At 59.7% G+C, this 23,774-nt stretch carries 28 protein-coding genes; 9 read left to right on the top strand and 19 right to left on the bottom strand.

Annotation, left to right across the window (positions count from 1 at the left end; translation table 11 throughout):
* Positions 1–18 precede the first annotated feature (18 nt).
* A complete protein-coding gene (gene mak, locus SERRSCBI_RS04650) occupies positions 19–933 on the bottom strand; it encodes a fructokinase (RefSeq protein WP_042783773.1) in 915 nt (304 codons plus the stop codon).
* A gap of 216 nt (positions 934–1,149) precedes the next feature.
* On the opposite strand from mak, the gene rdgC reads away from it, so the two are divergent.
* Entirely contained in the window at positions 1,150–2,061 is a 912-nt protein-coding gene (gene rdgC, locus SERRSCBI_RS04645) for a recombination-associated protein RdgC (protein WP_004940461.1), read from the top strand.
* 63 nt (positions 2,062–2,124) lie between these two features.
* On the opposite strand, the gene ppnP is transcribed toward rdgC, so the two are convergent.
* The 3 genes from ppnP to SERRSCBI_RS04625 form a co-directional block, all read right to left on the bottom strand.
* Positions 2,125–2,415: a pyrimidine/purine nucleoside phosphorylase gene (gene ppnP / locus SERRSCBI_RS04640; RefSeq protein WP_004940463.1), complete on the bottom strand. Its 291-nt coding sequence runs from the start codon at positions 2,413–2,415 to the stop codon at positions 2,125–2,127.
* Between the two features lie 273 nt (positions 2,416–2,688).
* Positions 2,689–2,889: a YaiA family protein gene (locus SERRSCBI_RS04630; RefSeq protein ID WP_015376810.1), complete on the bottom strand. Its 201-nt coding sequence runs from the start codon at positions 2,887–2,889 to the stop codon at positions 2,689–2,691.
* 47 nt (positions 2,890–2,936) lie between these two features.
* Positions 2,937–3,341 (bottom strand): nuclear transport factor 2 family protein, encoded by a 405-nt coding sequence (locus SERRSCBI_RS04625; protein ID WP_033651063.1) that lies wholly within the window; start codon positions 3,339–3,341, stop codon positions 2,937–2,939.
* A 96-nt stretch (positions 3,342–3,437) separates the two neighbouring features.
* Between SERRSCBI_RS04625 and SERRSCBI_RS04620 the strand changes: the two genes are divergently transcribed.
* Positions 3,438–4,181, top strand: coding sequence for an AraC family transcriptional regulator (locus SERRSCBI_RS04620; RefSeq protein ID WP_042783771.1), 744 nt, complete (start codon positions 3,438–3,440; stop codon positions 4,179–4,181).
* A 36-nt stretch (positions 4,182–4,217) separates the two neighbouring features.
* On the opposite strand, the gene aroL is transcribed toward SERRSCBI_RS04620, so the two are convergent.
* From aroL to SERRSCBI_RS04600, 4 genes are all read right to left on the bottom strand, one after another.
* Positions 4,218–4,742 carry a shikimate kinase AroL gene (gene aroL / locus SERRSCBI_RS04615; RefSeq protein WP_042783770.1) on the bottom strand — a complete coding sequence of 175 codons (525 nt, stop codon included), beginning with the start codon at positions 4,740–4,742 and terminating at the stop codon, positions 4,218–4,220.
* 109 nt (positions 4,743–4,851) lie between these two features.
* Positions 4,852–5,370, bottom strand: coding sequence for a GNAT family N-acetyltransferase (locus SERRSCBI_RS04610; RefSeq protein ID WP_042783769.1), 519 nt, complete (start codon positions 5,368–5,370; stop codon positions 4,852–4,854).
* A 53-nt stretch (positions 5,371–5,423) separates the two neighbouring features.
* Entirely contained in the window at positions 5,424–7,547 is a 2,124-nt protein-coding gene (locus SERRSCBI_RS04605) for a TonB-dependent siderophore receptor (RefSeq protein WP_042783768.1), read from the bottom strand.
* Positions 7,540–8,655 carry an ABC transporter substrate-binding protein gene (locus SERRSCBI_RS04600; protein WP_042783767.1) on the bottom strand — a complete coding sequence of 372 codons (1,116 nt, stop codon included), beginning with the start codon at positions 8,653–8,655 and terminating at the stop codon, positions 7,540–7,542. The genes SERRSCBI_RS04605 and SERRSCBI_RS04600 overlap by 8 nt, the downstream gene beginning before the upstream one ends.
* A 216-nt stretch (positions 8,656–8,871) precedes the next feature.
* On the opposite strand from SERRSCBI_RS04600, the gene SERRSCBI_RS04595 reads away from it, so the two are divergent.
* Positions 8,872–9,333, top strand: coding sequence for a GNAT family N-acetyltransferase (locus tag SERRSCBI_RS04595; RefSeq protein WP_033651058.1), 462 nt, complete (start codon positions 8,872–8,874; stop codon positions 9,331–9,333).
* Here the strand turns inward: SERRSCBI_RS04595 and SERRSCBI_RS04590 are convergent, their stop codons facing one another.
* Both SERRSCBI_RS04590 and SERRSCBI_RS04585 read right to left on the bottom strand, forming a co-directional pair.
* A complete protein-coding gene (locus tag SERRSCBI_RS04590; RefSeq protein ID WP_033642027.1) occupies positions 9,334–9,891 on the bottom strand; it encodes a class I SAM-dependent methyltransferase in 558 nt (185 codons plus the stop codon). It abuts the gene before it with no gap.
* A gap of 240 nt (positions 9,892–10,131) precedes the next feature.
* A complete protein-coding gene (locus SERRSCBI_RS04585; RefSeq protein WP_033634035.1) occupies positions 10,132–10,416 on the bottom strand; it encodes a YdgH/BhsA/McbA-like domain containing protein in 285 nt (94 codons plus the stop codon).
* A gap of 310 nt (positions 10,417–10,726) precedes the next feature.
* Between SERRSCBI_RS04585 and SERRSCBI_RS04580 the strand changes: the two genes are divergently transcribed.
* Positions 10,727–11,902 carry a low temperature requirement protein A gene (locus SERRSCBI_RS04580; RefSeq protein WP_042783766.1) on the top strand — a complete coding sequence of 392 codons (1,176 nt, stop codon included), beginning with the start codon at positions 10,727–10,729 and terminating at the stop codon, positions 11,900–11,902.
* Positions 11,903–12,101: 199 nt separating this feature from the next.
* Here the strand turns inward: SERRSCBI_RS04580 and SERRSCBI_RS04575 are convergent, their stop codons facing one another.
* A complete protein-coding gene (locus SERRSCBI_RS04575; protein ID WP_042783765.1) occupies positions 12,102–13,463 on the bottom strand; it encodes an esterase-like activity of phytase family protein in 1,362 nt (453 codons plus the stop codon).
* Positions 13,464–13,889: 426 nt separating this feature from the next.
* On the opposite strand from SERRSCBI_RS04575, the gene aqpZ reads away from it, so the two are divergent.
* A complete protein-coding gene (gene aqpZ / locus SERRSCBI_RS04570; protein ID WP_033642023.1) occupies positions 13,890–14,585 on the top strand; it encodes an aquaporin Z in 696 nt (231 codons plus the stop codon).
* Positions 14,586–14,642: 57 nt separating this feature from the next.
* On the opposite strand, the gene SERRSCBI_RS04565 is transcribed toward aqpZ, so the two are convergent.
* On the bottom strand, positions 14,643–15,413 hold the full coding sequence (locus SERRSCBI_RS04565) for a class I SAM-dependent methyltransferase (RefSeq protein WP_042783764.1): 771 nt from the start codon (positions 15,411–15,413) through the stop codon (positions 14,643–14,645).
* 117 nt (positions 15,414–15,530) lie between these two features.
* Here SERRSCBI_RS04565 and SERRSCBI_RS04560 point away from each other — a divergent pair, with 117 nt between their 5' ends.
* The 3 genes from SERRSCBI_RS04560 to SERRSCBI_RS04550 all read left to right on the top strand — a co-directional run bounded on the left by SERRSCBI_RS04560 (position 15,531) and on the right by SERRSCBI_RS04550 (position 17,817).
* Positions 15,531–16,334, top strand: a complete 804-nt coding sequence (locus SERRSCBI_RS04560) for a helix-turn-helix transcriptional regulator (protein ID WP_042783763.1) — start codon at positions 15,531–15,533, stop codon at positions 16,332–16,334.
* Between the two features lie 107 nt (positions 16,335–16,441).
* Positions 16,442–17,173, top strand: coding sequence for a DUF2076 domain-containing protein (locus tag SERRSCBI_RS04555; RefSeq protein WP_033642019.1), 732 nt, complete (start codon positions 16,442–16,444; stop codon positions 17,171–17,173).
* 95 nt (positions 17,174–17,268) lie between these two features.
* Positions 17,269–17,817 carry a GNAT family N-acetyltransferase gene (locus SERRSCBI_RS04550; protein WP_042783762.1) on the top strand — a complete coding sequence of 183 codons (549 nt, stop codon included), beginning with the start codon at positions 17,269–17,271 and terminating at the stop codon, positions 17,815–17,817.
* Here SERRSCBI_RS04550 and SERRSCBI_RS04545 read toward each other — a convergent pair.
* The 6 genes from SERRSCBI_RS04545 to SERRSCBI_RS04520 all read right to left on the bottom strand — a co-directional run bounded on the left by SERRSCBI_RS04545 (position 17,808) and on the right by SERRSCBI_RS04520 (position 22,356).
* Complete coding sequence (locus SERRSCBI_RS04545) at positions 17,808–18,059, bottom strand: hypothetical protein (RefSeq protein WP_033642017.1); 252 nt, start codon at positions 18,057–18,059, stop codon at positions 17,808–17,810. The genes SERRSCBI_RS04550 and SERRSCBI_RS04545 overlap by 10 nt on opposite strands.
* An 86-nt stretch (positions 18,060–18,145) precedes the next feature.
* Positions 18,146–18,598: a thiol-disulfide oxidoreductase DCC family protein gene (locus SERRSCBI_RS04540; protein WP_042783761.1), complete on the bottom strand. Its 453-nt coding sequence runs from the start codon at positions 18,596–18,598 to the stop codon at positions 18,146–18,148.
* A 75-nt stretch (positions 18,599–18,673) separates the two neighbouring features.
* Positions 18,674–19,003: a hypothetical protein gene (locus SERRSCBI_RS04535; RefSeq protein ID WP_042783760.1), complete on the bottom strand. Its 330-nt coding sequence runs from the start codon at positions 19,001–19,003 to the stop codon at positions 18,674–18,676.
* A gap of 239 nt (positions 19,004–19,242) precedes the next feature.
* Positions 19,243–20,418: a type I restriction endonuclease gene (locus tag SERRSCBI_RS04530; RefSeq protein WP_033651051.1), complete on the bottom strand. Its 1,176-nt coding sequence runs from the start codon at positions 20,416–20,418 to the stop codon at positions 19,243–19,245.
* A 313-nt stretch (positions 20,419–20,731) separates the two neighbouring features.
* A complete protein-coding gene (ycaC, locus tag SERRSCBI_RS04525) occupies positions 20,732–21,358 on the bottom strand; it encodes an isochorismate family cysteine hydrolase YcaC (RefSeq protein WP_004928476.1) in 627 nt (208 codons plus the stop codon).
* A 116-nt stretch (positions 21,359–21,474) separates the two neighbouring features.
* Positions 21,475–22,356 (bottom strand): pirin family protein, encoded by an 882-nt coding sequence (locus SERRSCBI_RS04520; RefSeq protein ID WP_016928920.1) that lies wholly within the window; start codon positions 22,354–22,356, stop codon positions 21,475–21,477.
* Positions 22,357–22,481: 125 nt separating this feature from the next.
* On the opposite strand from SERRSCBI_RS04520, the gene SERRSCBI_RS04515 reads away from it, so the two are divergent.
* Complete coding sequence (locus SERRSCBI_RS04515) at positions 22,482–23,390, top strand: LysR family transcriptional regulator (RefSeq protein ID WP_004940584.1); 909 nt, start codon at positions 22,482–22,484, stop codon at positions 23,388–23,390.
* Here SERRSCBI_RS04515 and SERRSCBI_RS04510 read toward each other — a convergent pair whose 3' ends face one another.
* On the bottom strand, positions 23,391–23,774 hold the full coding sequence (locus tag SERRSCBI_RS04510) for a VOC family protein (protein ID WP_033642012.1): 384 nt from the start codon (positions 23,772–23,774) through the stop codon (positions 23,391–23,393).

The raw sequence follows: 23,774 nt of genomic DNA, 5'->3' as shown, positions 1-23,774 counted from the left end.
CGCGCTTTATTGCAACGCTTAGCGCTGCTGTTGCGGCCACAGCCAGGCCGCACCGCGCACGCCGCTGGAGTCGCCGTGAACGGCCTTGCGGATCGGCGTTTCACACTCGCCGCCGAACACCCAGCCTTTCACCAGTTGCGGCACCGTGCGATACAGACGATCCACGTTGCTCATGCCGCCGCCGAGCACCACCACATCCGGATCCAGCATGTTGATCACGTGCGCCAGCGATTTCGCCAGCCGCATTTCGTAGCGGCCAATCGCCTGCTCCGCCAACGCATCGCCCCGCTCGCTCAGCGCCATGATCTCATGCCCTTGCAGCGCATTGCCGCTCAGGCGCACATAGTCGGTGGCGAAACCGGTGCCGGAAACAAAGGTTTCGATGCAACCCGGCTTGCCGCAGTAACACGGCACTTCGCGGGCGTAGCGCAGCTCATCGTCATCCTGCCACGGCAGCGGATTGTGCCCCCATTCACCGGCGATGCCGTTGCCGCCGGCATGCGCCTGGCCGTTCAGCGCCACGCCGGCGCCGCAGCCGGTGCCGATGATGACCGCAAACACGGTTTTCGCGCCGGCGCCGGCGCCGTCGGTGGCTTCCGACACCGCCAGACAGTTGGCATCGTTGGCGATGCGCACCTCTCGCGTCAGCAGCGCAGACAGATCCTCGTCCAGCGGTTGGCCGTTGAGCCACACCGAGTTGGCGTTTTTCACCCGCCCGGTAAACGGCGACAGCGTGCCGGGAATGCCGATCCCGACCGATCCCCGTTCGCCGGTATGATCCTCGGCCAGTTTCACCAGCCCGGCGATCGCCGCCAGAGTTTGCCGGTAGTCATGGCGCGGCGTGGCGATACGATGGCGAAACAGCTCCCGCCCGTCGTCCGCCAACGCAATCACTTCAATTTTCGTTCCACCCAAATCGATGCCAATGCGCACGTATTTTTCTCCTCGATGCCGCGCAGCGTTGCCACAGCCTAATGTAAGCGCGCAAATGAATCACCTGTTTCCCACCCTCCGTCGCGTCCTTTCTCGCTGCGTAAAGCGACGCAATTCAGAGAGAATGGGGCGATTTTTCAGCGTCAATTCGTTATCATGCCGCCCTGCTTTTGACGAATCAGCGTGCCGAACGCACGCCCAGCCTGGGATAACATTATGCTGTGGTTTAAGAATTTGATGGTTTACCGTTTGAGCCGCGAAGTGGCGCTAAACGCGGATGAAATGGAAAAACAACTCAGCGCGTTCGCCTTCACGCCGTGCGGCAGCCAGGACATGGCGAAGACCGGCTGGGTCTCCCCGATGGGTTCGCACAGCGATGCATTGACGCACGCGGTCAACGGCCAAATCGTCATCTGCGCGCGCAAGGAAGAGAAAATCCTGCCGTCGCCGGTCATCAAGCAAGAGCTGCAGGCCAAGATTGAGCGCCTGGAGGCGGAACAACACCGCAAACTGAAGAAAACCGAGAAGGACGCGTTGAAGGATGAAGTGCTGCACAGCCTGCTGCCGCGCGCATTCAGCCGCTTCAACCAGACTTTCATGTGGATCGACACCGTCAACGATCTGATCATGGTCGATGCCGCCAGCGCCAAACGCGCCGAAGATACGCTGGCGCTGCTGCGCAAAAGCCTCGGTTCGCTGCCGGTGGTGCCGCTGACGATGGAAAGCCCGATCGAACTGACGCTGACCGAATGGGTGCGTTCCGGCGAGATGCCGGCCGGCTTCGCCATTCAGGATGAAGCGGAATTGAAAGCGATTCTGGAAGAAGGCGGCGTGATCCGCTGCAAAAAACAGAATCTGATCAGCGACGAAATCGCGGTGCACATCGAAGCCGGCAAACTGGTGACCAAGCTGGCGGTGGATTGGCAGGAGCGCATTCAGCTGATGCTGTCGGACGACGGTTCATTAAAACGTCTGAAGTTTGCCGACACGCTGCGCGAGCAGAACGACGACATCGATCGCGACGACTTCGCCCAGCGCTTTGACGCCGACTTTATCCTGATGACCAGCGAGCTGGCGGCGTTGATCAAAAACACCATCGAAGCGCTCGGCGGCGAAGCCCAGCGTTAATCCCGCTCAGAAACGACCAGGGCCCAGCGTTCGCTGAGCCCTGCATTCCCCTAACGAGCAACCTTATTTGCTCAGGTAGCGGCACAGATAGGCGGTTGCGTCGGCCACCTGCAGGTTGAACTCGCTGTGCCCCGGCACGAAGAATTTCTCGCCCGGCGTAAACACCTGCCAGTCCGGCGCGCCCGGCAGCAGCACTTTCAGCGCCCCGGTGATCACCGTCATTTCTTCCGGCTGCGCGGTGGAGAAGGTGTATTCGCCCTCTTCCATCACACCCACGCTGGTAAGACCGATGCTGCTACTGTCAAAACCGATAGACTTCACTTTTCCGGCAAAATACTCATTCACTTTCAGCATAGACTGGCACCCGCGTCATCATCTTGTATGGAAAATCCATATTGGGGGATTGCGGTTGATCTGTCACTGGTTTTTCACGCGAAATGCGATCGCGGCGCAGAGCAAACTGCTGCCGGGACGCTTACCGGCAAATGGGCGGACAGCATAATAGAGTCGGTGCGCAGCGTCTGGCGGGACAAGCGGTGCGATCCGCGCGGGAAAGAGAGCAAGGGCGTCGATTTCCAAACCATAAACAGGAAACCGGCCTGACGCCGGTTTCCGCTGGGCTGCAGGTCAATGCTCTAACGCCTCGTCCTCATAGCGGTGCTTGGCGTCGAGCGCTTCCTGCTCGGTTTCATGTTCACTGAGCAACGTATTCGGCTCAATGTCGTCGGTGCGCACCTCAAAACGGCGCAGATGCAGGTTCGGGTCGCCTCGAAACACCTCTACGACGCGGGCGCTCCGTGGATAAGCAGGTTGATCATTTTCGCGCATGCCGTTCTCCCGTGTGTTTCACACAGTAGCAAGTATAGCAGCCGCCCTCATTCCGGCACGCGCGAGCCGAGATCGCGATCGCCGGGGGCGCCCGTCAACAGCTCGGTCAGTTCATCGCAGGCGCAAATGCGGCCTTCACGCACGGTGAAGTGCGCCAGCACCCGCACGCGGCTGCAGGTGCCGTCACGCTTTTCCACCTCGACCAGATGGTGGGTCAGCACCGACTCATCCTGCGCCGCCGCCGCGAGCACCTTCAGCGTCATGCGGCGGGTTTGCCGTTTCAGCAGCGCCATATGTTGCTCAAACTGCTCGAAGTTCAGCACCTTGCCATCCACCTGCTGGCGGTAGCCTGCGCTGAAACGGGCGGCGAGCTGCGTCGGCCGATGCTCCGGGCTGGCGACCACCTGCTGCAGCGTATCGAGCACCAGGTTCAGCGGGGTAAGTTGAGTCATCACGTTTCTCCGAAATGGGGGGAATGGCGATCCTATCCCGGCCGGGCGATGGCATAATAACCGCATCAAGACTTTCAATAACGTTAAACGGCCAATATGACGCAGATCCGCAGCCAACGCCTTCAGCATGAAAGAAAGCACCTGACGCCCTGGCACCGGCACGACGGCGCCCAGATCTATCTTTTGACGCGCGGCATGCTGGCGCTGGAACTGCCTGGCCGGCAATGGGCGATCACCGGCGGTGCGCTGGGCTGGCTGCCGCCGGGGTGCCCCCATCAGGCGCTGGCCTGTGGCGATGTGGCGGGCTGGAGTCTGTATCTGCCGGTGGAAAGCGCGCCGGAGATGCCGCCGCAGCCGCAGCTGTTCACCGCCTCCGCGCTGTTGCAGGCCCTGGTGGAACGCATCGCGCAGCTCCCCGCCGGCCCGATGAGCGCGCCGCAACGGCGGCTGCTGCAGGTGCTGCTGGATGAAATGCACACGGCAAGCCGCGCGCCGTTGCAATTGCCGCTGCCGCAGGACGCCCGGTTGCTGAACATCGCCCGGGCGCTGCTGAACGATCCCGCCAGCCAGCACAGCCAGCGCGACTGGGCCGCCTGGGCCGGGCTCAGCCCGCGCACCCTGAGCCGCCGCTTTCTGCAGGAAACCGGCATCAGCTTCGCGCTGTGGCGCCAACAGGCGCGGGTATTGCGTTCACTGGAGGGATTATCACGCGGCGAAGCGGTCAGCGAGGTGGCCGACGCCTACGGCTATGACAACGTCAGCGCCTACATCGCCGCCTTTCGCCGCCGCTTCGGCGTCACGCCCGGCGCGTACTTTGCAGCCGCTCGGCAAAGGGAATAAGAAAACGGGCGCCCAGCGCCCGAAGAGAAGAAAAGGTTATTTCACCGTCTCGCGCGGCAGCACCGCGAGGATTTGTTCCACCACCCGCTGAGGATCGGCGGCGCCGTCCATCACGTAATGCGCGGCATCCTGATACAACGCTTCACGCGCGGCCAGCACCTCGAACATCTCTTCGGCGATCGGCCTGCCGGTGAGCGTCGGGCGCTGCGCATCTTCCGGGTACTCTTCCAACCGCTGCGCCAACACGCTGGCCGGCGCGCGCAGGTAGATAACGGTGCCATGCTGGCGCATAAACTGACGGTTTTCCTCCGCCAGGATCGCTCCGCCGCCGGTGGCAACTATAGTTGACGGCTTGGTCACGGTTTGCAACGCGATGGTCTCGCGGCGACGAAACCCCAGCCAGCCCTCGCGCTCGACCATTTCCGCCACGCTCATCTGCGCCGCCTGCTGCATAAACAGATCGGTATCGACGAACTGATAGCCCAACGCCAGCGCCAATGCGCTGCCTACCGTGGTCTTGCCGGCTCCGCGAGCGCCTATCATGAACAGGGTTTGTGTCATTACGGGTTGTCCCTTATGCGGTGACTTGAGTGCATTGCATACCAAAATACCGAGCGGGTGCGATGGCGTGGTGGCAGCATCATACCCCGCCCGCTCTGTATTTCAATATTTACGATAGTGTAAATTCCATGGCACAGCGACTGCCAGCGGCAAAGCCGTGCGCCAGATCCTCATCCAGATGCCGCCGCAAGGCGGCCGTGAGCCGCGCGTCGTCGAGCGGCCGGAACCCCAGCCGCCGGTAATAAGGCGCATTCCACGGCACCTCAATGAAGGTGGTGAGCGTCAGGCGAGCGGCGCCCTGGCGTTTGGCTTCTTCCGCCACCGCCCCGATCAGGTGGCGGCCGACGCCCTGCCGTTGCCAGGCACCGGCGACCGACAATTCGGCGATATGCCAGTCTTTCCCCTGAGCCTGCACGGCGATAAAACCGGCGCACTCGCCGTTGTCGCTTTCGGCCAGCCATTCACGGCGTTCGACGATAAACGCGGCGTGCTGTTGCGGGCTCATCACCTCGCCTTCGGCGATAAAGCGCCACGCCGGCTGCTGGCGAAACAGCTGCGCCGCCGAGCGTTCAACCGCCATCAGATGCGCGATATCCCGCTGCTGCGCCAAACGAATTTGCAGGCTCATGGGTTCTCCTTAACGTTGGGGCGGTTATTTAAGCAAATTTCACCGCCCGCGGCTCAGAAATCGATACTGCCGCGCAGCACTACCTCACGCGGTTCCCCCACCGCCACGCGCAAATTGCCGCCGCTGGACGGGTAATAGGTTTTATCGAACAGGTTCTTCACGTTCAGCTGCCATTTCACCCGATAGCCGTTGATCGGCATAGTGTAAGCGGCGAACGCATCGGCAACGGTGTAATTATCCATATTGAAGCTGTTGGCGGCATCGCCCGGGCGGCGGCCCACGTAGCGCGCGCCGGCGCCGATACGCACCTCATCGCCGCTGTACAGGCCCAGGCTGCCCAGGTTCTGGGTCAGGAACAGCGAGGCGGTATGGCGCGCCACGTTGGTCATCTCTTTGCCCTTGTTGTCCGGATCGTCCACCACGCGCGCGTCGGTATACGCATAGGAACCGATCAGGCTCAGCGAGTCGGTGAGATTACCGGCCACGTCCAGCTCCACGCCCTGCGAACGCACGCGCCCGGCGGTGCGCGTCACGGTTTCGCCCTCCACCAGCTCACTGACCATCACGTTGCGCTTGGTGATGTCGAACAGCGCCAACGTGCCGGTAACACCGTTCGGCAGCGCCAGCTTGCCGCCGACTTCCCACGACTTGCCCTGCTCCGGCGGCAGCGAATCAATCTGGGTGGCGATGGAAGAGTTCGGCTTGAACGACTCGGTATAGCTGCTGTACAGCGACACGTAAGGCGTCAGCTTGTACACCACCCCGGCGCGCGGCACCAGCTTGCCGTCCGAGCTGTCGGTGTTGGTCTGGAACGGCCGCCCCTTGCCGGCATAGACGTCGAAAGCGTCGTAGCGCAGCCCGCCCATCACCAGCCATTTATCGGTCAGTTGGATGGAATCCTGCATAAACCAGCCGTAGCTGGTGAGATTTTCCCGCTGATCGCTGTCTTTGGCGCTGACCGCGGTCGAGGGCGGCATCAGGCCATATACCGGATGATAGATATTGAAATCGCTGTTCTTTTTGCCGCGGATCATGTCGCCGCGGTAGGTGCGGTTATCTTCAAAATCGAAGCCGAACAGCATCTGGTGGTTGATGCGCCCCCAGTCCACGTCGCCATTGAGCGTCAACTGTACCGCGCTGGCGTGGCTGACAGCATGGGCGGTCGAGTCGGCCTGGCGGCTCAACACGCCGGTCACCGGGTTCAGCGCCGTGGCGCGCGCCTGGTTGTCACTGTAGCTGTTGCGGCTGTAGGCGTAGGTCAGCGAGCTTTTCCAGCGCTCGTTGAGCGTTTGATCGATCTGCAGAGTGACGCTGTCCTGATCGCCGCGGGTGGCGTTATAGGCTTCGTCGAAACGGCGATCGCGCGGCGTATTCACCGGTTTGCCGGTGCGCGAATCGATAATGGTGCCGCGATCGAACGGCACCCGATATTCCATATGTTCATAGGCCAGCCGCACGGTGGTGTTCTCGCCATACCACATCAACGAGGGCGCGATCACCGTCTGGCGGTTGCGGCCGAAGTTGCGCCAGTAGTCGGTTTCATCGTGATCGACGATCATGCGATAGGCGAAGCCCGACGTGCCGAGCGGCCCGGTAACGTCGAGCTGACCGCCGCCGCCGTTGAAGCTGCTGCCCCAGCCTTCCACGTGGGTATGTTGCTGCAGCTGGGGTTTTTTGGTGATCATGTTGATCATGCCGCCCGGTTCCCCCATGCCGTACAGCATCGAAGCCGGCCCCTTGAGCACCTCTACCCGCTCGGTGGTCGGCGTGAAGTTGCGCGCCTGCACCGAGCGCACGCCGTCGCGCAGAATGGAGCCGTCGCGGTTGTCGCCGAAACCGCGTTTCATGACCGCGTCCTGGGTGCCGCCCAGCGTGTTGGCCTGGGTAATGCCGCTGACGTTGTACAGCGCTTCATCCAGGCTGCTGACCGCCTGATCGGCAATCACCTGCTGCGGCACCACGTCGATCGCCTGCGGCACGTTCAGCAGATTGGTTTCGCTGCGGGTGCCGGTGACGCTGGTCAACGGCTGATAGCTCTGCACGCCGTCGACGTCTTTGCGGCCGATCACCACCAGGCTTTCTTCCTGCGACGCGGTTTTTTCCGCCGCCCACGTCGGCGATGTCGCGCAGGCCGCCAACGGCAATGCGCACCACCAACCGCGTTTGTTGTTATTCATTATCTAACTGACTCCAATAGGTCCCTGAAAAAGGTAACGGCAAAAACTGCTGATAAAGCTGTTGGAAGGTCTGCTGCGGGTTGATGTCGGCGAACAGATCCGGGTAAAACGCTTTGGCGAACACCTCGACCAGCACCACGTGGTACGGGCTGAGGTAAAAGTTGTGCCAGACGCTCCAGGCGCGGTGGTTTTTCACCGCCTGCAGGTTGGTCAGCATCGGCTGTTTGGCGATCAGCCGGCGGAAGCTGTCAGTGGCCTCTTGGCGGCTGACCTGTGGCCCGAGGCGCAGATCGGACAGCCGTTTGCCCTGCGGCCCGGCCATGCCGGTGGCGAGGTACACGTCGGGATTGGCGCTCAGAATGGTTTCCGGGTTCAGCTCGCCATACACCCCTTTGACGCTGGCGTTGGCGATGTTGTCGCCGCCGGCGAAGGTCAGCAGATCGCCGAGGTTGCCGTGCGCGGCGGTGGTGCAACAGGTGTCGCGCCGCCCCAGATGCAGGTGCAGCATCACTTTGGGCTTCGGCCCCTGATAGCCCGCCAGGCGTTGCTGAATCACCGCCATGTGCTGCTGATAAAACTGGATGAACTGCTCGGCGCGCTGCCGGCGATTGAGCACGTCGCCCAGCAGCCGCACGCTCGGCACGGTGTTGTTCAGCAGATCGATGCGCAGATCGACGTAGATCACCGCCACGCCGGCCTTGTTCAACGCAGAAACCAACCGATCGTTGTCGCCATCTTCACGCGCATAGCGCGCCAGGATCACCAGATCCGGCTTCAGCTGCAGCAGGCTTTCGACATTGACCTGGCGAAAGTTATTGCCGCTGATGACGGGGATCTGGGCTATCTGCGGAAACTGCTGCGTATAAAGCTGCCAGCTTTGCGCATCGAAACGCGCCAGATCCGCCGGCCAGCCGACGATGCGCTGCGCCGGGTTGCCCGGCTCCAGCAGCGCCAGCGTATACAACATGCGGCTCTCCCCCACCACGATGCGCTGCGGATTGTCCGGCACCACAACCTGACGGCCGGTGATATCGGTCACCGTCTTCGCCTGGGCGGAGAACACGCCGAACCACAGAGAAAGCAGCAGTAAAATGAGGAAATTGCGCATGATTGAGCCGAAAGGGGGAAATAGTGTGCGCATGATAATCACTCTCATTAGCACTTGCAATCCCGCGCCGCCATTGCCAAAAGAAATCCGGGAAACGGCGCCGGGCGCGCGGCAAACACGGCGAAACCGCTAAAATAACGGCTTTAAAAAGTTAAAAAAATGGCGGGGAAATCGGTTAAATAGAACGAGGAAACAGCTAAAAACCGGGAGACCTCCATGACTCAACGCATCATTCCGCTGTCGGATTGCCCGCAGTTTGCCGATGTGTGCGCCGCCTGGGCATTCGGCCAGTGGGGTTCACAGCGCGGCGGCTCGCTGGAGCGCACCCAGCTGCGTTTCGCCCAATGCAGCCGACCGGGCGACGACCACCTGACGCTGATGATGATCGACGGCGATCGTCCGGTGGGCATGGCCAGCCTGTGGCCCAGCGACGACCATCAGCGCCAGGATCTCACCCCGTGGCTGGCCGGCGTCTTCGTGCATCCCGATCACCGCCGCAAGGGCATCGCCCACCGTCTTGAAATGGCCATCGTCGAGGCGGCACGGCAGCGCCATCACTCGGTTCTGCATCTCATTACCGACAAATCGGAAGCGCTGTACGCCGGCTGGGGTTGGCAACCTCTGGAGCGCCGGCGGCAGCATGACGAAGAGGTGGTGGTGATGGAGAAAAAACTGTAGCTAACGCGGCGTACAGACATACACCAGCGCCGGCGGGAAGTTGCGCACTACCCGCAGGCGCTTCCAGTGAAAATAGCGCGACAGCAATTTTTCCGACAGGTGGCTGTATTGGAACAGCACCAGCGTGCCGTTGCGCGCCAGCAGCCGCTGCCGGGCCTGCTGAAGAATGCGCACGCTGATCCTGACCGGGATCGACAGCAGCGGCAGGCAGGAAAACACCACGTCGTAATCCGTGGCCATCCGGGTCGCCGAATGGCCCATCACCTGCAGCCGCCGATCGTCAATCCCGCGCAGCCGATGCACGAAATGGGGTTGGATCTCGAAGGCCTCCAGCGCCGCATCGGCGCGCATCCGCCCCAGAATGCGTTTGGTCAGCACGCCGTCCGCCGCGCCCAGTTCCGCGATCGACAGCGCCCGGGTCCATTCAACCTGATTCAGCATCGCCTGACACAGCCACGGGGAAGAAGGCGCCAGCGTACCGACGGTGCGCGGTGAAGCCATAAATTGCTGCAGGTAAGCGAAGTGATTCATCAGTTGCAGTCGGGTCGCATTTAACATTGAGGCCTCCTTGGGTTAAGCCCTCAATGTGAGCCGAATTTCTTAAGTAATCATTAACATGATTCCGAAAGCGGCGGACACAGTTGTAATAAAATGCAACCTTATCAGCGGCGCGCAAAGAAAAACGGTCGCAATAATGATCTGAGAATAAGCGGTTTATGCGCCGACCGTTCAGATAATTATTGCGACCGTTTATTTTTTTGGCCGCGTTGCCGCGGCCAGAGGGTAAAAAGCTAACGCTTAGCGATAAATTTCCGCATTGCCGCGCCAGTTGCTGGAGTCCCCGGGGGTGTCCAGACCGATAATGCGATAATGACTGGCGCCGTCCGCCGCGGCTTTTTCTTTCAGGGCGGTGATGGCGTCATGCGGTGAGCCGCTAACGCCGGAAACCGACACGACGCCGAGGCTTTGCAGATTGGCAGCCTGCTCGCTGTTGACCTGTTTTACCGACGACAGCGGCGCGGCGAAAGTGGAAAATGAAGCGGCGGCGATCAATACGGCTGCGATGCTTGGGATAAGTTTCATGATTGACTCCAGGTGTTCTTGTTTATTAGCTCGTTGTCAGTGATGTTAATTATCCGCTAGCCAATGAAAACGGACGTCATGCAACGTAAAGAACATCAATCATTGTGAGGAGAATAAGGAGGAAGTGAGAGCGGGTGTGTATTTTCAGGCGAGAATAACTTTATAGGCTTCACCTTACCCCTATTTGATGAACAATTAAAGACGGCGCGTGATAAAGAATGCGCGCCGCGTCTATTTAAGATTTTTTACCCGCCGGAGCGCGCTGAGCTACGCTGAATTTTGTGGCTTACCCTTTTAAGGAAGAACGCTTATGTCGCAAAACCTGCTGCGCGTGCGTGACGGTCAGGGCGCGTCGGTCTCATTTTCCGAGCTGCTGTTCGATCTGATCTACGTTTTCGCCGTGACCCAACTTTCCCACTATCTGTTGCATCACCTGACGCTGACCGGCGCGCTGGAAACCCTGCTGCTGTGGTTCGCCGTCTGGCTGGCCTGGCAATACACCGCCTGGGTCACCAACTGGTTCAATCCGGATACCCGCCAGATCCGCCTGTTGCTGTTCGCGATCATGCTGCTGGAGCTGTTCGCCGCCGCCGCGTTGCCGCAGGCGTTTGGCGAACGCGGTCTGATCTTCGCCCTGTTCTACGTCGCCATTCAGGTCGGGCGCTCCGCCACGGTATTGCGCCTGCTGGCGCCCGATCATCCGTTAAAACAAAACTTTCGCCGCATTCTCGGCTGGCTGTGCATCTCCGCCGTCTTCTGGATCGCCGGCGGGCTGGCGGAAGGCCATGTTCGCCTGGCGCTGTGGGCGATCGCCGTCTTGTGCGAGTACGTCTCGCCGATGTTCGGTTTTCACCTGCCGGTGCTGGGGCGCTCGGACAGCAGCAGCGAATGGACCATCGAAGGCCACCATCTGGCGGAGCGCTGCCAGCTGTTCGTGATCGTGGCGCTGGGGGAAACCATTCTGATCACCGGCGCCACCCTGAGCGAAATGGAAAGCTGGAGCCTGCCGGTGCTCATCGCTTCGCTGGTGGCCTTTCTCGGCAGCCTGGCGATGTGGTGGGTTTACTTCGACACCAGCAGCAAAGCCGGCAGCCACGCCATCACCCAGGCGGAAAATCCCGGCCAGCTGGGCGCTTATTTCCATTATGTGCACGTCGCGCTGGTGGGGGCGATCATCGTCTGCGCCGTGGCCAACGAGCTGGTGATCGCCCATCCCGACGGCCGCATCCAACACGCCACGGCGGCGGTGCTGCTGCTCGGCCCGGCGATTTACCTGTTCGCCAACGCGCTGTACAAACGGCTGGTGTATCGCCGCTTCCCGCTGTCGCATCTGGTCGGGCTGCTGGCGCTGGCGGCATTGGCCCCGATCGCCTATTTAACCGACCTGCTGATGGTCAATGGCCTGACGACGCTGATCATGGTGGTGGTGGCGGCGTGGGAGAGCATCTCGCGCGGCAAAGCGCCGCAGCGGCACGCGCAAGCCTGAAGCAAACGGGGGCGTCACCGCCCCCGCTGTGAGATTGATGACAAACCTCATGCCATTACCGGGTTTGCAGAGAGCAGCGGATAAAAAAACAAGGAAAATCAATTTATTGATTTTCGGCTGATGGCCACAAAGGAGGAAAAACCACGTTTTTTCCTCCTTTGTCAACGGTCTGACGGGGGCGCATCGCCCCCGATGTCGGTCACTTCAAGGATTGCGGCAAGGTGAGCACCCAGAGCTCACTCAGCGATTCCGGCTGCTCCAGAGGGCGCAATTCGATGCGGGCGTCGGTTTTGTCACCGTCGAGGCTCAACCGCCCTCCTTTCTCCAACTGATAGTCGCCGATTTTCTTGCTCTTTGGTGACGCATCCACCAGCGTGGCCTGCAAGCCGAAATCGTTGTCATTGATCACCGCCAGCGTGCGATCGTCGATCAGCGCCAACCCTTCCGCTTTCTCCTGGCGCCAGCCCAACTGACGCAGATCCGCCACTTCCCGTTTCTGCGCCAGCTTCACGCCGCGTTTAGCCAGATCTTTCGCATCGTCGAACTCCAGCGCTTTACCCTGGCCGTCAAACGCGCTCAGATCGCTGGCCTGCGCGAGATCCACCAGATAGATCTTGTTGATCATTGACTTATCTTTACCGGTTCCCTGTTCAATCAACAGGATGCGCTGGTTGTCCAACGCCACGACATCGCCAATTTTGGCGTCTTTGGCTTTTTTATAGCTGTCGATATCGATGGGATAGCCGTACATGGCGGTTTTGCCACTGCGCGGATCGAAGCTCACCAACCGGGTAAACTGCGCCTTGTTTTTGCTTTTGCCATCGACATCCAGCGTGCTCTGCACCGCCGCCAGAATTCGCCCGTCCGGCATCCGGGTCAATCCTTCAAAACCGCGGTTGGGCTGACGCCATTTCAGGATGTTCGGCAAACCGCCCGCCACCGCCTGTTCGCCGGCCTGCGGCGTTGGGCCATATTTGGCGAGGATTTTACCTTTGCCGTCGATATGGATCAGAAACGGGCCGTACTCATCACACAGCCAATAGCCGCCGTTGCCGTCACCGGTCACCCCTTCGGTATCCAACCCGCGGCGATCGCCGGACAGCGGCTGCAACGCGTCGTTCAACGCCACTTCGTTTGTAGAACCAATCAGCTCGCCCGGCAACGGCAGCCCGCCGATCGGCCCTTTTTCGTCGTACAAGGGCCGCGCATTCTCGGCTACGGCCTTGCCGCCGCCGATACGAATGTCCATCAACAGAGGCGTGAATTGCGGATTGGCGAAAATCTTGGCCTCTTGCTTGCCTACCGCCGGGGCATCGGCATTAGGACCGCGATCGGTCAGCGTCGTCAGCACCAAATCGTCGCCCTGCTTCTTGTTGAACATCAACCCGGAGCCGATCCCTACCGGCAATCCCTGCGGGAAATGCTTGGCGGACGCCCCCTGATAGGCGACGCGTTCCCCGCCGGGGAAGCCGACCACATAACGCGCCACCTCAATGTCGGCAGCGTGAGCCAATACCGGAAACAGTGAAGCCAACAGCAGGGAGAGCGATTTTATTTTCATATTTTTACCCGAGGTTAAATGGAGCGTTGTCAGGCAGAAGACGATATTAATTTAGCATGACACTTAGATGACAATAGGCAATTCGTCAAATGCACATCAGGCAATAAGGTTGGCTGGCAAATAGAAATGAGCAATTAACCTGAGCGTATTGAATGGAGAAAACCGCTGGAAAAAACCGCCCGGAAATAGCCCGTCGTTTTGCTTAGGGTAAATTCTTATAACAAAGATAAAAAAATCGGCAAACGCGCGTCAACACGGCGAAAAACGGTGTTTTTCTCATAGACAAAATAAAATGTCAGGGATTTAATACCGCCGTTATTCAAGGTTCATTAAGAAAATTCTATAGAATATCTGCATGAACTTAAAAAAGCTGTTCTATAGTTTTTAGTGCTAACGCCCGTTAGTCTATTCCGCAGGATGGAATCTATGTCAAAGCGACTTTTTGCTGAATTTTTTGGCACATTTTGGTTGGTGTTTGGTGGTTGTGGTAGCGCAGTATTGGCAGCGGCATTCCCACAGCTGGGTATTGGTTTCCTCGGCGTCGCGCTCGCTTTCGGTCTGACCGTAGTGACGATGGCCTATGCCGTCGGCCATATTTCCGGCGGGCATTTTAACCCGGCGGTCACCGTCGGCTTATTCGCCGGCGGCCGTTTCGCGGCGAAAGACGTGATCCCTTACGTTATCGCACAGGTGATCGGCGGTATCGCCGCAGCGTCGGTGCTGTATTTGATCGCCAGCGGCAAAGCCGGTTTCGACGCCACGGCAGGCGGTTTCGCCTCCAACGGTTACGGCGAACACTCACCGGGCGGTTACTCTCTGCAAGCCGCAATCGTGATTGAGCTGGTGCTGACCGCCTTCTTCCTGATCGTTATTCATGGCGTGACCGACAAGCGCGCGCCGGCAGGCTTTGCCCCGCTGGCTATCGGCCTGACGCTGACGCTGATCCACCTGATCAGCATCCCGGTGACCAACACCTCCGTCAACCCGGCGCGCAGCACCGGCGTAGCGATCTTCCAGGGCACCTGGGCGCTGCAGCAGCTGTGGGTGTTCTGGCTGGTGCCGCTGGTCGGCGGCATTATCGGCGGCCTGATCTACCGCTGCCTGCTGGAAGACAAAAAATAAGCGTATCGCAGTCGATCGCGTTTCACGGGGCAGCCTTCATCGGCTGCCCCGTTGCTTTCAGCCCTTCGTCACTTCAAACATCATGATATCACTGGTGAAGGAGCCGTCCGGCTGGATGGCGAAATGCTCCACCACCTCCTGCGACACGCTTTGCTGCAGCGCGCGGATCGCGGTGACGAAATGCGCCGGCGTGCGCATACGCGCCACCCAACTGCCGAACTCCAGCGTCAATCGATCCGCCGTCACCTCGCGTACCACCAGCCCGGCCTCGGTCAGCAACGTCAGCCACTCGCCCGGCGCATAGTTGCGCACGTGCGAGGTGTCGCGCAGCACTTCCACGGTTTGCAGGTAGATATCCAGCAGCGGGTGCCCCGGCGAGACCACGTCCATAAAGATCGCGCTGCCGCCCGGTTTGAGTACCCGCCTGACCTCGCGCAGCGCCTGGCCGACATCGCGCCAGTGGTGCGCCGAATAGCGGCTGATGACCAGATCGAAGCTGGCGTCCTCAAACGGCAAAGACTCCGCCACGCCCTGCTGCTGCTGAATATTGTTCAGGCCTTTTTCCGCCGCCGCCTGCCTCACCACCGCCAACATTTGCGCCGACAGATCGTAGGCCACCACCTGCGCTACGCTGGCCGCCGCGGTGAAGCTGGCATGCCCCGCGCCGCAGCCCAGATCGAGCAGGCGCGCTTCGGCGTGCGGCGCCAGTAACCGCGCCAGACGTTGCAAATCCTTGCCCTGCGCATGCACCGCGCTGGTTAAATAGGCATTGGCCTGCTCGCCGAACTGCCGGTCTACCGCATTGTTATGGCTGTTGCTGTTGCTCATGTTTGCTCCTGTTATTATCCGGCTTGCGCCTGTGCCTGAAGGCTTTCGGCTACTATAATCAGGCTACTATACGGGTACAATATGAGCAGTTATCCTGGTATAAATAGGTACCATGCTATGTCATCAGAAGCCTTATCCGGGCCAAAAGCCCTCGGCGCGTTTCTGCGCGCGCACCGCGAACGCATCACGCCGGAAATGATCGGCCTGCCCAGCTCTTCGCGCCGCCGCACCAGCGGCCTGCGCCGCGAAGAGTTGGCGCAAATCAGCGGCATCAGCGCCACCTGGTATACCTGGATCGAACAGGGCCGCGAGGTGTCCATTTCCCCTTTCACACTGGCGCGCATCGCCAAAGCGCTGCGGCTCGGCCCGGCCGAACGCCACTACCTGTTTACCCTGGCGCGTATCGCCGACCCCGAGCAGGAAGCGCACCGAGAAACCGCCAATGACACGGTGCTGCAAAGCGTGCATCAGATGACGGTGCCCTGCTATCTGCTGGACGTGAGATGGAACGTCGTCGCCTGGAATCCGCAGGCGGCGGAGCTGTTCAGCGGCTGGCTGGATGTGGCCAACAGCCCCAACCTGCTGCACTTCATGTTCTTCCACCCGTTGGCGAAAACGCTGGTCAGCGATTGGGAAGAGCGCGCGCGCCGCGTGGTGGCCGAGTTTCGCGCCGAGACCAGCCATCATCAAAATACCGAAGAGATGCGCGCCTTCGTGCGCAACATGACGCACAACAGCGCGGACTTTAATCACTGGTGGAAGCAACATGACGTCATGGCGCGCGAAGGCGGCGAAAGAGCGTTCGAGCATCCTCAGCGAGGCGCGCTGCGCTATCGCCAACTCACCTTCCATCCGGCGGAGCACGCCGGTCTGAAGCTGGTGATGCTGATCCCGCTGCCGCAATTGGTAACAAATTCATAGGCAGGTTTACCCGCCATTTATTTATTGGTTCATGTAAACGCGCTAGGGTAATTGATACCGATGATAGTGATCATCCAGCACCGTTATTTATCTCCTGAGGTACTCCTATGCAATCCGAAGAACAACGCCTTATCGATGGTCTGTTTGGCCGCCTGAAAGAAGCCGAGACCAAGACGGGCCCACGGGATCTCCAGGCAGAGCAGCAAATCAACCAGCATATTCGCGAGCAGCCTTCCGCCCCTTATTACATGGCGCAGGCGATGATTATTCAGGAAGCGGCGCTCAAGCAGATGGATCAGCGGGTCAAAGAGCTGGAGGCCCAGGTGGCGCAGCTGCAGCAAACCGCCAACGGCCAGCAGAGCAGCGGCGGCTTCCTGGCCGGCCTGTTCGGCGGCGGCAGCCGCAGTACGCCAAGCCCGCGCGAACAGTATCAGGCGCAGCAGCAAAATACGGCGGCCTGGAACAACGCGCAGCAGCCGCAGCAACCGGCCTATGCCCCACCGCAGCAGGCGGCGCCTTCACGCGCCGGCGGCTTCCTGGGAGGCGCCTTGCAAACGGCGGCGGGCGTCGCCGGCGGCGTGGTATTGGCCGACATGCTGACCGGTATGTTCCGACATTCACAACCACAGGAAATCGTAAATATTATCGAGGAAACCCCGGCGCCGCTGGACGACAGCGCAATGCGCAATTTCGACGCCTCCAACAACCTGGATACCTTCAACAACGGCGATGGCGGTAGCTTCCTCAACCAGGACAACGGCTTCCAGAACGCCAACTATCAGGACGACACGGACTACGCCGACGACGATTACAGCGACGACGACGACTCCTTCCTGTAATTCCCTTCGCCCCCTCTCACCCGCAGAGGGGGATTTCCCGTTTCGCCATTCTGGTCTACAGTGAACACTGTTCATTTATCCAGCAGAGAGAAACGATGACAAGCTTTAATCCTTCCACTCCTTTCTTCAGCGAACGCCTGCAGATGCGCCCACCGGTGATGGCGGATCTCGCGCGTTTCTACGCCATCTTCGGCGATCCGCAAACGCAGCGTTTCAATCCCGCCGGCCCACTCACCAGCGAAGCGCAGGCCGCATCGGCGCTGCAAGAGAGGATTTCCGGGTGGCAACAACACGGTTACGGTTCCTGGGCGATCGCTCTGCGCGAACGGCCGGATTGGATTATCGGCTTTGGCGGATTGTCCCGGAAACCGCTCGGGGCGCAGCGCACCGTGAACCTCGGCTATCGCTTCGATACTCGCGTCTGGGGCATGGGATTGGCCACCGAGATGGCGCGGGCGTCGCTGCAATACGGTTTTGTCGGATTGGCGCTGGGGGAGATTTCCGCCATTGTGCGTGCGGAGAATCAGGCGTCGTGGCGAGTGCTGGAAAAGATCGGCATGCAGCGGGTGGATACGCTGGATGACGTGCCCGGCGCGGCGCCGAGCCTGGTGTATACGCTAAAGCGCTGCGACTATCAGGGCTGATCGTCGCTGATTTTGGCCAACGCCATGCGGTAAGATTTGACCTTCTGGCGCTTTTTCAACCAGGTGGCGGTAGAGACAATGAATACCGCGCCCGACATCGCCAATACGCCGGTTGGATGGCCATAAAACACCATCAAGGCAAAGTAGACGGCGGAAACGATCGCCACCCATTTCGCCGTATTGCCCATGTCGTTTTTCTCTTGGGTCAAACGGCGGATGTGCTCTTCTTCACTGATTCCCATACGCGCTCCTTGTTGGCTGAATGACCCATTATATGGAGCTGGAGTGCTGATATTTCAAGCGGTTGGATGGTAAAGAAGCGTAAAGCTCAGGCCGGCGGCTCCCGCCGCCGAGGCAGATAGCGCCCGGGCTGGTCGGCACCCGGCAGGCCGCTGCCGTCGTTGCGGCCAAACAGCCGGTAGCGATTGCCGGCGACCGCATCGTAGATCTTGTCCGCCAGTCGCGGCGGCAGGAAACGCGCCAGCGCCAGCGCGCGGTACGGCCATCCCACTTGGCGCAGCGCCCGAAACAACGCCGCCGAACGCAGCCAACAGCGCCCCTGTTCCACATAGACCACGGAATCGAAACGGTCGGTCGGCAATCCCAGCGCCTGCAGGATTGCCTGCCCTTCGACGGATTGCACCGTCGCCAACAGAATGCGCCGCTGCCGATCGGCGCGAACAAGGTATCTCACCAGCCCATGACACAGGTTGCATTCGCCGTCGAACAACAACGCGCGATCGCCGGGCTGCAGATAAGGCAACTGTGATAAAGGGGTCATCCCGCCTCCCGAAAAATGCTCGCCTTAGCCTAACGCGCCTGGTGCGCCCAGGCCAGAGCGGGATGACGGGGCGTGTTAAGGCCCGGGCGGTGCGTCAGGCACCGCCACCACCGCGACGCGCACTTCGTAATGTTTGGCGCTGCCCGCCGGGATCACCGCCGTCAGTTTGTTGATGGTTTCCACCGGATTGTCGCTGGCCGAGGTGGCGCAGAACAGCTCACCGCCGCGGCAGAACCCCGGCTTGGGCGGGTGCCCGCCCGGGAAAGGCGGCATGCGCATCGGTTCATCCGCCACAGGCGGCAACGCTTTGGCCGCAGGCGCCTCGGGGGCAGACATCGCGCTCGCGCTGAACAACAGCGCCATGCCCATGCAGGGCAGCGCCAGGATCTTGATTGCTTGTTTCATTGAATTAGCCTCATTTGCCGGGTTCGGGATTACGCTACCCCGCCCCCGGCCCATGAGAAAGCCGCTTTTCGCTACCTTTTCGCCCCGCTGCGCTTTGCTTACATCCCGCGTCTAACGTGATGAAAACAGAAGATTTGGTAAGCATTCCGATCTTTCCCACTTTCCGCACGGCACATGCCACCCTGCGTGGAAAGCCCTTCATGTTCTTTTGCCAATCAAAGGCTTAAAGTGAGTATGGACTAACTTTCCTGCTTATCTTTTCTCTTCTGCCTAAAGTTTTCGTCATTAATACAATATTGGTAAGAATCAACGATCAAACCCGTTAGCCGCAAAATATTTTCCGGGCGGTCGATAATGATATGCCCCCCTGCAGCCAACTCCAGGCCGGCGCGAGTTATCTCAGCCTGTCTGGCCTCGTCTATCTCAAGCGGAAGCAAAATGGTTGGACGTTGCTTATTGTCGAAATAACGCAGAACCCATCGCGTCGTCTTCCCCTGAAAGAGGATGCTGTAATAGCTTTCCGTGTCTTTTGCAATCAGCTCTGCCTCAGTGCCCAAGATCATCGCCACATTGTCAAACAAGCACCTTTCTGCAAAGGTCGTCACTATTTTACTATTATCGGGATCAACGATCGGGGCGAGCGGATCCGGTCTGTTTTGCGCTTCACCTTCATCAGGTGACTCAGACGCTACAACATTTTCCGACGTCACTGACAGACCAGAAACGACCATCGCACTCACCGCTTTTTCAACAGCCAAACGAACCAATGGCGTTATTGTGTCCAAAAATCGTTGGTTTAGCTGACGCTGAACGTTAGAGCGACTTGCTACATAGCGAACAAAATCAGAATCAACATCTCGAAGACTGGCGCTGATAGTTTTTGTAAATGAAGTCAGATAGATGCTTTCTTCAGCTAATGTCCGCAGCGCTTCCGGCTGAAATTGGTCGTGCCTAAATCGATAGAGCTGATCAATATCAGAATCGTTTAGATTATTAAAATCTATCTTCAAGAATGGTGTGTCATCCATGATGTTTTTATCTTTCAGATCGGTGAAAAATCGCCATTCTTTCCCATTGGTTATTGCAGAAACCGTAACCTCCGGTGTCGCATTAAAATAGCGAGATAGCTGGGGGCTATGATTTGACAAATTTTGATTGAAGGACTTCGCCTCGATGAACATGACGGGAACCGCATGGCAAAAAAGGGCGTAATCAACGCGCTCACCCACCTTAACACCTGGAAAATCAGCACCATACTCTGCCTTCACCTTAGTAGGATCATATGGATGAAAGCCTAGGGTTTCTAATAACGGCAAAATTAATGCCTGCTTAGTCGTTTCCTCAGTATTGCAATGCTGACCTACCGAGGCCACATGAAGAACATGGGCCTTAAGCTTATCTCTGAATGCATTCATCAACCATCCCTCTGCTGTGTTAAATCGCTGTAGTCTTAAATTACACGTTCAAAAGCGCTTTTCTTGCAACAAAGCGGGGCTCTTAAATAGAACTCCGTCAATATTTAATAGAATTAGCATTAATTATTAGTTATATAGCAGAACAAATAGCCTTAATCAAAATGGGAACAAAAAGACCTAAAGTCGATCACAATAAAAAAAGAGAGAAGTATTAACAGATGGGAATTTATAGCGAGTGAACCATTGCTGGTACTGGTATTTATACAGAATCCAAATACAAATGATGGGCAGCAAATACTGCCCATCTATCGCGTTACTTGCCGTTCGTCAGCGTGTTGTAGCTGGTCATCAGATTGCGGTAGTCCGGGATATGGTTGGAGAACAGCGTGCCCAGGCCTTCGATGTCGTTGCGCCAGTCGCGGTGCAGCTCGCAGGCGACGCCGAACCAGGTCATCAGCTGCGCGCCGGCGGCCTCCATGCGGCTCCAGGCCGACTGACGCGTCAGCTCATTGAAGGTGCCGGAGGCGTCGGTCACCACAAAGACCTCGAAACCTTCATTGAGCGCCGACAGCGCCGGGAATGCCACGCACACTTCGGTCACTACGCCGGCGATGATCAGCTGCTTGCGGCCGGTGGCTTTCACCGCCTTGACGAAGTCGTCGTTGTCCCAGGCGTTGATCTGGCCAGGGCGAGGAATGAAGGGAGCATCGGGGAATTGGGCTTTCAGTTCCGGCACCAGCGGGCCATTGGGGCCGTTTTCGAAACTGGTGGTGAGAATGGTCGGCAGGTTGAAGTACTTCGCTAAATCACCCAGCGCCAGCACGTTGTTTTTAAACCGATCGGGATCGATATCACGCACCAGCGAAAGCAGCCCTGCCTGATGATCCACCAGCAATACGGCGGCCTGGTCTTTGTCGAGGCGCTTGTAATTTGCAGTCATGGTTTTACTCCTGTGGGGTTGATGTTGCGGATGAAACGCCCCGCCGCAGGGCGGGGCGTTGAGGTTTAAGTGTAGCGCCTGAGCCGGGGAACACTGTCCGCCCCAGGCGCCAAGGTTCAACCGGCGCTCGCTTCGGCGTTCATGCTGCCGAACTTGCCGCTGTTGAAATCGCGGAACGCCTGCTGGATTTCCGCGTCGCTGTTCATGACGAACGGGCCGTAGCCGACGATAGGCTCATCGATCGGTTCGCCGCTCAGCACCAACAACGCGACGTCGTTGTTGGCTTCGATGGTGATCGAATCCCCCGCCCGGTCGAAACGCACCATTTGGGTTTCGCGCACCACGTCTTCACCGTTAACCAGGATCGCGCCGTGCAGCATCACCAGCGCCAGCGTATGGCCTTCTTTCACCGTCAGCGTGGTGGTATGGCCGGCATTCAGCTTCATGTCCCACACGTTAAGCGGGCTGAAGGTGCGCGCCGGGCCGGCGTGGCCGCCAAAGTCACCGGCGATCACCCGCACCTGCCCTGCGCCGTCCGCCAGAGGAACCACCGGAATATCGGCGTTCAGCAGCGTCTGATAGCCCGGCTCGGCCATTTTGTCCTTGGCCGGCAGGTTGACCCACAGCTGTACCATTTCCATGGTGCCGCCCTTGCGCGAGAAGTCCCGCGAATGGAACTCTTCGTGCAGAATGCCGGAGGCGGCGGTCATCCACTGGACGTCGCCGGGGCCAATCACCCCGCCGCTGCCGGTCGAGTCGCGGTGTTCCACTTCGCCCTGATAGACGATGGTCACCGTTTCAAACCCGCGATGCGGGTGCTGACCCACGCCACGGGTGCCGGAGGCGGAGCGGAATTTGGTTGGCGCTGCGTGATCCAGCAGCAGGAACGGGCTCATTTCCGCTCCCAAATCGTTATAAGAGAACAGCGAATTCACCAGGAAACCGTTACCGACCCAATGTGCTTCCGGGCTGTTGTGAATACCGAGGATTTTTTTCATCTTGAACTCCCGTTTCAGACCTCACGGCCTTAAGTTGATGTCAGAAGTTTAATCCGCCGGGGTTTGCTGCAGTAGTAGGCAAGATGTACACTCAGCGTTCTACTGGTAGAACGATAAGGGATGCGATGCTGACCGATCTGAACGACCTGTTTTTCTTCGCCAGCGTGGTCGATCACCAGGGATTCGCCCCCGCCGGCCGGGCGCTGGGCATTCCCAAATCCAAACTCAGCCGCCGCGTGGCGCTGCTGGAAGAGCGGCTGGGCGTGCGCCTGATCCAACGCTCGACGCGGCGCTTCTCGGTGACCGAGGTCGGCCAAACCTATTACGCGCACTGCAAGGCGATGCTGGTGGAAGCGGAAGCCGCGCAGCAGGCGATCGAGCAGACGCGCGCCGAGCCCTGCGGCACGGTGCGCATGTCCTGCCCGGTGGCGATCCTGCACACTCGCGTCGGCAGCATGGTGGCGGCCTTTATGGCCGATTATCCCAAGGTGACGGTGCATCTGGAGGCCACCAACCGCCGGGTGGACGTGGTGGGGGAAGGGTTGGATCTGGCGATCCGCGTGCGGCCGCCGCCGCTGGAGGACAGCGATCTGGTGCTGAAGATCCTGGCGCAGCGCACCTGGTGCGTCGCCGCCAGCCCGGCGCTGGTGCGCACCCTCGGGCCGGCGCAAACGCCGGAAGACCTGCGTAAATACCCGACGCTCGATCTCGGCCCGGCGCGCGCTCAGCACCAATGGCGGCTGACCGGCCCGCAGGGTGAACGGGTGGAGTGGGAACACACGCCGCGGCTGGTCACCGACGACATGCTGATGCTGCGCACCGCCGCCATCGCCGGCGCCGGCATCGTACAACTGCCGGCGATGATGATGCGCGACGACATGCTGCGCGGCGAGCTGGTGCAACTGTTGCCTGGCTGGCAGCCGCAGGGCGGCGTGGTGCACGCGGTCTACCCGTCGCGCCGCGGCCTGCTGCCGGCGGTGCGGCTGCTGCTCGACTATCTGGGTGAGCAGTTCGCCAGCATTGAAGAAGAGTAATCAGGCGGTGATTTCGATCGCGTTGCCGTCCGGATCGCGAATGACCGCCTCGTAGAAGCCGTCGCCGGTCCAGCGTGGCGCGGACAGCAAGATGCCCTCCTGCCGTGCGCGCTGCGCCAACCGATCGACCTGCCGCTCATCCCCCAGCGACAGCGCGATGTGCGCCCAGCCCACCCGCTCCTCCTGCGCCTGCGCCGGCAGCAACGTCGGCACGCGCATGATCTCCAGCGTCGGCCCGGCCGCCAGGCTGACGAAGCGGGAAACGAACCCCGGCCGATTGCGGCTGACGTACTCCTCTCCCGCTTCACCGTTGAAATAGCGCTGCCAGAACGCCAGCTGCGCGTCGATGTCACGGGTCCACAGGGCAACATGGGCTATTTTCAT

Source organism: Serratia sp. SCBI (genome assembly GCF_000747565.1).
Lineage (GTDB): Bacteria > Pseudomonadota > Gammaproteobacteria > Enterobacterales > Enterobacteriaceae > Serratia > Serratia ureilytica.
Note: the sequence above shows the minus strand (reverse complement) of the source record. Positions and strands in the feature narration are given on the sequence as shown.

Bases quoted from the DNA above. Each gene is read 5' to 3' on its own strand.
- rdgC (WP_004940461.1), top strand. From the start codon at position 1,150: ATGCTGTGGTTTAAGAATTTGATGGTTTACCGTTTGAGCCGCGAAGTG.
- ppnP (WP_004940463.1), bottom strand. From the start codon at position 2,415: ATGCTGAAAGTGAATGAGTATTTTGCCGGAAAAGTGAAGTCTATCGGT.
- SERRSCBI_RS04630 (WP_015376810.1), bottom strand. From the start codon at position 2,889: ATGCGCGAAAATGATCAACCTGCTTATCCACGGAGCGCCCGCGTCGTA.
- SERRSCBI_RS04625 (WP_033651063.1), bottom strand. From the start codon at position 3,341: ATGACTCAACTTACCCCGCTGAACCTGGTGCTCGATACGCTGCAGCAG.
- SERRSCBI_RS04620 (WP_042783771.1), top strand. From the start codon at position 3,438: ATGACGCAGATCCGCAGCCAACGCCTTCAGCATGAAAGAAAGCACCTG.
- aroL (WP_042783770.1), bottom strand. From the start codon at position 4,742: ATGACACAAACCCTGTTCATGATAGGCGCTCGCGGAGCCGGCAAGACC.
- SERRSCBI_RS04610 (WP_042783769.1), bottom strand. From the start codon at position 5,370: ATGAGCCTGCAAATTCGTTTGGCGCAGCAGCGGGATATCGCGCATCTG.
- SERRSCBI_RS04605 (WP_042783768.1), bottom strand. From the start codon at position 7,547: ATGAATAACAACAAACGCGGTTGGTGGTGCGCATTGCCGTTGGCGGCC.
- SERRSCBI_RS04600 (WP_042783767.1), bottom strand. From the start codon at position 8,655: ATGCGCAATTTCCTCATTTTACTGCTGCTTTCTCTGTGGTTCGGCGTG.
- SERRSCBI_RS04595 (WP_033651058.1), top strand. From the start codon at position 8,872: ATGACTCAACGCATCATTCCGCTGTCGGATTGCCCGCAGTTTGCCGAT.
- SERRSCBI_RS04590 (WP_033642027.1), bottom strand. From the start codon at position 9,891: ATGTTAAATGCGACCCGACTGCAACTGATGAATCACTTCGCTTACCTG.
- SERRSCBI_RS04585 (WP_033634035.1), bottom strand. From the start codon at position 10,416: ATGAAACTTATCCCAAGCATCGCAGCCGTATTGATCGCCGCCGCTTCA.
- SERRSCBI_RS04580 (WP_042783766.1), top strand. From the start codon at position 10,727: ATGTCGCAAAACCTGCTGCGCGTGCGTGACGGTCAGGGCGCGTCGGTC.
- SERRSCBI_RS04575 (WP_042783765.1), bottom strand. From the start codon at position 13,463: ATGAAAATAAAATCGCTCTCCCTGCTGTTGGCTTCACTGTTTCCGGTA.
- aqpZ (WP_033642023.1), top strand. From the start codon at position 13,890: ATGTCAAAGCGACTTTTTGCTGAATTTTTTGGCACATTTTGGTTGGTG.
- SERRSCBI_RS04565 (WP_042783764.1), bottom strand. From the start codon at position 15,413: ATGAGCAACAGCAACAGCCATAACAATGCGGTAGACCGGCAGTTCGGC.
- SERRSCBI_RS04560 (WP_042783763.1), top strand. From the start codon at position 15,531: ATGTCATCAGAAGCCTTATCCGGGCCAAAAGCCCTCGGCGCGTTTCTG.
- SERRSCBI_RS04555 (WP_033642019.1), top strand. From the start codon at position 16,442: ATGCAATCCGAAGAACAACGCCTTATCGATGGTCTGTTTGGCCGCCTG.
- SERRSCBI_RS04550 (WP_042783762.1), top strand. From the start codon at position 17,269: ATGACAAGCTTTAATCCTTCCACTCCTTTCTTCAGCGAACGCCTGCAG.
- SERRSCBI_RS04545 (WP_033642017.1), bottom strand. From the start codon at position 18,059: ATGGGAATCAGTGAAGAAGAGCACATCCGCCGTTTGACCCAAGAGAAA.
- SERRSCBI_RS04540 (WP_042783761.1), bottom strand. From the start codon at position 18,598: ATGACCCCTTTATCACAGTTGCCTTATCTGCAGCCCGGCGATCGCGCG.
- SERRSCBI_RS04535 (WP_042783760.1), bottom strand. From the start codon at position 19,003: ATGAAACAAGCAATCAAGATCCTGGCGCTGCCCTGCATGGGCATGGCG.
- SERRSCBI_RS04530 (WP_033651051.1), bottom strand. From the start codon at position 20,418: ATGAATGCATTCAGAGATAAGCTTAAGGCCCATGTTCTTCATGTGGCC.
- ycaC (WP_004928476.1), bottom strand. From the start codon at position 21,358: ATGACTGCAAATTACAAGCGCCTCGACAAAGACCAGGCCGCCGTATTG.
- SERRSCBI_RS04520 (WP_016928920.1), bottom strand. From the start codon at position 22,356: ATGAAAAAAATCCTCGGTATTCACAACAGCCCGGAAGCACATTGGGTC.
- SERRSCBI_RS04515 (WP_004940584.1), top strand. From the start codon at position 22,482: ATGCTGACCGATCTGAACGACCTGTTTTTCTTCGCCAGCGTGGTCGAT.
- SERRSCBI_RS04510 (WP_033642012.1), bottom strand. From the start codon at position 23,774: ATGAAAATAGCCCATGTTGCCCTGTGGACCCGTGACATCGACGCGCAG.